Origin of the sequence: Paraburkholderia sp. (assembly GCF_034668105.1) — a bacterium.
Taxonomy (GTDB): domain Bacteria; phylum Pseudomonadota; class Gammaproteobacteria; order Burkholderiales; family Burkholderiaceae; genus Paraburkholderia.
This window is the reverse complement of the sequence record NZ_JAXDPY010000528.1, coordinates 1-4,897: the sequence shown is the minus strand read 5'-3', so window position 1 is coordinate 4,897 and position 4,897 is coordinate 1. Positions and strand designations below refer to the sequence as shown.

Annotated in this window: 3 protein-coding genes; all 3 read right to left on the bottom strand. The window is 62.7% G+C overall.

Going from position 1 to position 4,897, the window contains the following annotated elements; genetic code table 11:
- Positions 1 to 1,216, bottom strand: a 1,216-nt coding sequence (locus QOC89_RS23595) for an efflux transporter outer membrane subunit (RefSeq protein WP_323047228.1), incomplete at its 3' end; no start/stop codon positions are given.
- On the bottom strand, positions 1,213 to 2,442 hold the full coding sequence (locus tag QOC89_RS23590; protein ID WP_323047227.1) for an efflux RND transporter periplasmic adaptor subunit: 1,230 nt from the start codon (positions 2,440 to 2,442) through the stop codon (positions 1,213 to 1,215). The genes QOC89_RS23595 and QOC89_RS23590, both read right to left, overlap by 4 nt.
- Before the next feature lie 44 nt (positions 2,443 to 2,486).
- A partial coding sequence (locus QOC89_RS23585) for an efflux RND transporter permease subunit (protein WP_323047226.1) occupies positions 2,487 to 4,897 on the bottom strand: 2,411 nt, incomplete at its 5' end.

Here is a 4,897-nt window from a genome sequence, read left to right as displayed (position 1 = left end):
TGACGAGACTGTTGGTCAGCACGAGCTGGTCTTCGACCTCGCGAAACGCCTGCAGCGCAGTTGCGCGGTAAGTGTCTACAGCCTGCGTGAACGCCGACTTGCTCTGCTGTTCCTCCGCTCTGCGCAGGCCGCCCTCGAACAGCGGCAGCACGGCCGATGCGCCGATCGACCAGAGGCTGTTGGGCAGGGAAGCGAGGCCGCCGAAGGCGTCGTCCTCGAAGCCCGCATTGGCGCTCAACTGAATGTTCGGGTAGAACGCCGCGCGCGCCACGCCGATCGCCGCGTTTTCCGCCGCCATTTGCCGCTCGGACTGGGCGATATCGGGGCGCCGTTGCAGCAGGGCGGAGGGCACGCCCACCGGAATGCTGGGCGTCGCCAGCGATGCCAATCCTTCGACGGGCAGACTGAAGGTCGACGGATTGTCGCCGGCGAGCACGGCGATCGCGTGTTCGAGCACGCCGCGCTGTGCCTCTATGTCGGTATCGGCCGCCTGTGCCGAGGAGAGCTGGTTCTGAGCCCGCTCGACGTCGAGACCTGCCGCAATCTTCCCCGCAAAACGCAGCTTCGTGATCTTGAGCGCTTCGTCGTAATAGGCGAGCGTTTTCGTATAGACCGCATGCTGCGAGTCGAGCCCGCGCAGCGCCATATAGTCGTTGGCCAATTCGATTTCCAGGCTCAAGCGTGCTGATGCCACCATCGCGGCAGTGGCCTGGGCATTGAACTTCGCGTAATTCGTCCGATTCCGGATCTCGCCCCAGAAGTCCGGCTCCCACGACAAGGCCGCCTGATAGCCGAGCGAAGCTTCCTCACTCGGGCCGCCTGCGCTGGCGCGGAACAAGCGGTGCTCGGATTCGCGGTTCTGCGTTGCATAACTCTGCGCGCTCAACTGCGGAAACAGCTGCGAACGGGCCTCGCCCACGATATCCCGCGCCTGGGTATAGGTCTCTTCAGCCGCCTGAAGATCGGGGTTGGCGGCATTCAGGCTTGCTTCGAGACGATTGAGTTGTGCGTCGCCGAACATGGTCCACCAGTCACCCTGCGTGAGCTGCGCTCCCGGATTCGCGAGCGCGAAGGGCCCCGTTCCCTTGTAGCTGGCGGGCAGCGCCATGTGCGGCGGCGCATAGGTCGGCGCAAGACTGCATCCGGCAAGCGGACCGAGCAGCATCAAGACCGTGGCGACGGCAAGACGGCAACGAGGATTGAAGTAACGCATCATTTCGGCTCGCTCGTGGCTGCTGCGGCGTTGCCTTGCGGCGTCCCGCCTGAATGCGCCGGCTCAGCTGCCGCAGTTTGGACTTGCGCTTGCGGCGCGACGCCCGGTACGCCGCTGACGACTTGCACTTTCTCGCCCTCGAGGGTGCCCGCCGAAGGATTGGCGACGAAGCGGTCGGTGGGTTTCAGGCCGGAGAGCACTTGAACGTTCTGGCCAAGATTCAGCCCCAGCTTGACGTTCTGGAGGTGCACCCGGTTATCCGCATCGATGATCGCCAGCTGCATGCCCTGGTCGCGGAACAGCAGCGCCTGTTCGGGCACGACGAGCACGCTCTGGTTGGTGGGCACGTCAAACCGGACCGTCGCGTAGGTGCCTGGCCAGAGCTGATGATCCGGGTTGTCAGCCACCAGTTCCGTGACCACGGTGCGCGTCTGCGGGTTGAACGCATTCGCGGTGGTCAGGAGCGTCGCCTTGAACTCACGGCCCGGATACTGGGCCAGCGTGAAGGTCGCCTCGAGGCCCGGCTTCAGCATGTCCGCATAGTCCTGCGGCACGGAAACGAAGAGCCGCATCTTGTGGACATCCGCAACCGAGAACAGCTCATCCGCCGTGCCCCGGGAACTGACGTCACCGCCCGCGGCGTCCACATAGTTGCCGACGTCCGTGTCGCGCGAGGTGACGACGCCGTCGAAAGGCGCGACGATATTCTTGAACCCCTCCAGCGCGTGGTAGCGTGCGAGGTCATGCTGGGCTGCCAGCACTTGAGCCTGCTTCGCTGCGGCATCCGCGACTTTCACGTCCACTTCTTCTTGCGCGACGGCTTCCGTACCCGCAAGCGATTTCCAGCGCTTCGCCGTCACGTCGGCAAGCGCGCCGTTGGTTTTCGCCACGTCGAGATTCGCGACCGCCGTCTGGTACTGCTCGTCGACGGTAGGCGCGTCGATCGTGGCGAGCAACGTACCGGCTTTGACGAACGCGCCGTAATCCACGTACCACTTGTGCACGTAGCCCGAAACCTGCGCATAGATCGGGGCGGTGTACCAGGCCTTGATGTTGCCGGGCAGCGTGACCGATCGCGTGGCGGGCCCCGACATGGGCGACATCACCTGAACCTGCGGTACGGACTCTTCGTCGGAGACCGATTCGAGGGCGGTGACATTGTCGTGGCGTTCGACGATCCCGTGGACAACCAGGCCGGCAAGAACAAGGGCGGCGATCGCAGCGGACAATTTGGGTCCGATTCGGCTCGGAGCCGCAACTTCGCGATTTACGTTCATACATGAGACTCCGTGGCATTTTTGTCGTTGCGATGCATCATCGCGAACACGCAGGGAACAAAGAGCAAAGTGGCGAACGTCGCAACGAGAAGTCCACCAATGACCGCGCGTCCGAGCGGTGCGTTTTGAGTGTTGCTCATGGACATCGGGAGCATGCCGATGATCATGGCGAGGGCCGTCATCAAAACCGGGCGGATCCGGGCGTAGCCGGCTTCGATGGCCGCGGCGATCGCATCACCGTGTTCCGCGAGGCGCTCGCGGGCATATGAGACGACCAGGATCGAGTTGGCCGTCGCGGTGCCCATGCACATGATGGCGCCCGTCAGCGCAGGCACTGAACCGGTCGTATGGGTCAGAAACAGGCTCCAGACGATGCCGGCGAGCGCCCCTGGCAGTGCCGTGATGATGATGAAAGGGTCGAGCCATGACTGGAAGTTGACGACGATCACGAGATAAACCAGCAGCACGGAAAGCGCCAGTCCTCCCAGAAGTTGCGCGTACGCGCTGTTCATCGTCGTCGCCTGGCCGCGCACGTGCACGCTCGCGCCATGCGGGACCTGCGCATTCATCTCCTTCACGACCTGTTCGACCTGATCGTAGACCGCGCCGAGGTCGCGCCCCTGGTTGCTGACGTAGATATCAATCGACGGCAGGATGCTGTAGTGAGAGACCAGCAGCGGCGTGCCGGTTTGCGTGATGGTGCCGAGTGCGCCGAGCAATTGCGGCTGCGGTCCACCTGCCTTGCCGCCGTTGCCTCCGTCGATCGGAATCGTCTCGAGGTCGTTCATCGACGCGAGCTGGTCTTGCGGCGTCTGCATGTTGACCAGGTGCGAGACGCCGTTGGTCGTGTCGAGCCAGTATGTCGGCGCCGTCTGTCCGCTGCCGGACAGCGTCGCAAGCGCGTTGTTCGCGATGTTGGCTTCGGACAGGTTCATACCGGAGGCAAGCGAACGATCCGCGGTAACCTTGATAGTGGGTTCATTGAACGCCTGTTGAATGTTGACGTCGGCAGCGCCTGGAATCTTGCGGATGCGTGCAGCAAGCGTCTGCGCGAAGGCCATGTTCTGCACTTGTGCGCGGCCCGAGACCTGCACGTCGATTGGCGCGGGCAGGCCGAAGTTCAGGATCTTGGCCGTGATGTCGCCGGGCAGGAAGGTAAACACCGTGCCGGGAAACAGCTTGGGCAGTTCGCGGCGCAGCTTGAACCGGTAATCGTCCACAGGCGACTGTTCGTTCTTCAGCGTGATCGTAATGTCGCAATCTTGCGGACCGATCGTGCCGTCAGAGGTATAGGCGAGGTTGAGACTGCTGGAGGGCAGGCCGCAGTTGTCGACCAGATTGGAGACCTGGCCCGGCAGAATCTTGCGGATTTCGCTATTGGCGAGCACCGCGATCTTCGACGCATCTTCAAGCCGCGTACCGATCGGTGCACGCATGTGCATATCGATTTCGCCCGACTTGATGCTTGGGAAGAAGTCACGGCCGAGGAACGCGAGCAGACTCATCGACGCGAGCGCAAACGCAACGAAGCACAGGATGAAGCGCTTGCGATGCAGCACGGCGGCGGTCAGCACGTCCCGGTATTGCTCGCGAAAGTGCGTGAAACCCCGCTCGAAGCGCCGCTGAAAGCGGGTGAAGAAGCCAGCATTGGCGTTGTGTTCATGCCCATGCCCGTGAGATTTCACCTGGCCGCGCAGCAGCCATGCGGCCATGGTCGGCACCAGCGTGCGCGAGAGAATGAACGAGGCGATCATCGCAAAGATGATGGCTTCGGCAAGCGGACGGAACAGATACCCTGAGATGCCGTCCAGCTGGAACAACGGCAGCCAGACAATACAGATGCACAGTGTTGCGACGAGCGTCGGCACAACGATCTGGTTTGCCGCCGTAATGATTCCCTGCTCCAGCTCGGCACCCCCTTCGAGATGGGAGTCGATGTTTTCGATCATGACGGTCGCGTCGTCGACCAGAATACCGACCGCGAGCGCTAATCCGCCAAGCGTCATGACATTGATCGTCTGCCCGGTATAGTGCAGCACCAGGATCGAAGACAGGATCGCGAGCGGAATCGAAGTCGCGACGATCAACGTCGAACGCCAACTGCCGAGAAAGAGCAGCACCGTCAGCCCTGTCAGGATCGCTGCGGTGATCATCTCCTGAACCACTTCCTGAACCGAATCGCGCACGAATCCTGAGGCATCGTTGAGCGGCGTGATCTTCACGCCCGCCGGCAGCGTCCGGATAATGCCGGGCAGCGCCTGCTTGATGCCTGCCACCACGGCGAGTGTCGAAGCGTTGCCGCTCTTGAAGATCTGGATCAGCACCGACTGCTTGCCTTTCACCAGCACCGCGTTCGTCTGCGGTGGCGCGCCGCGATGCACGTAGGCGACGTCGCGCAGATAGACCG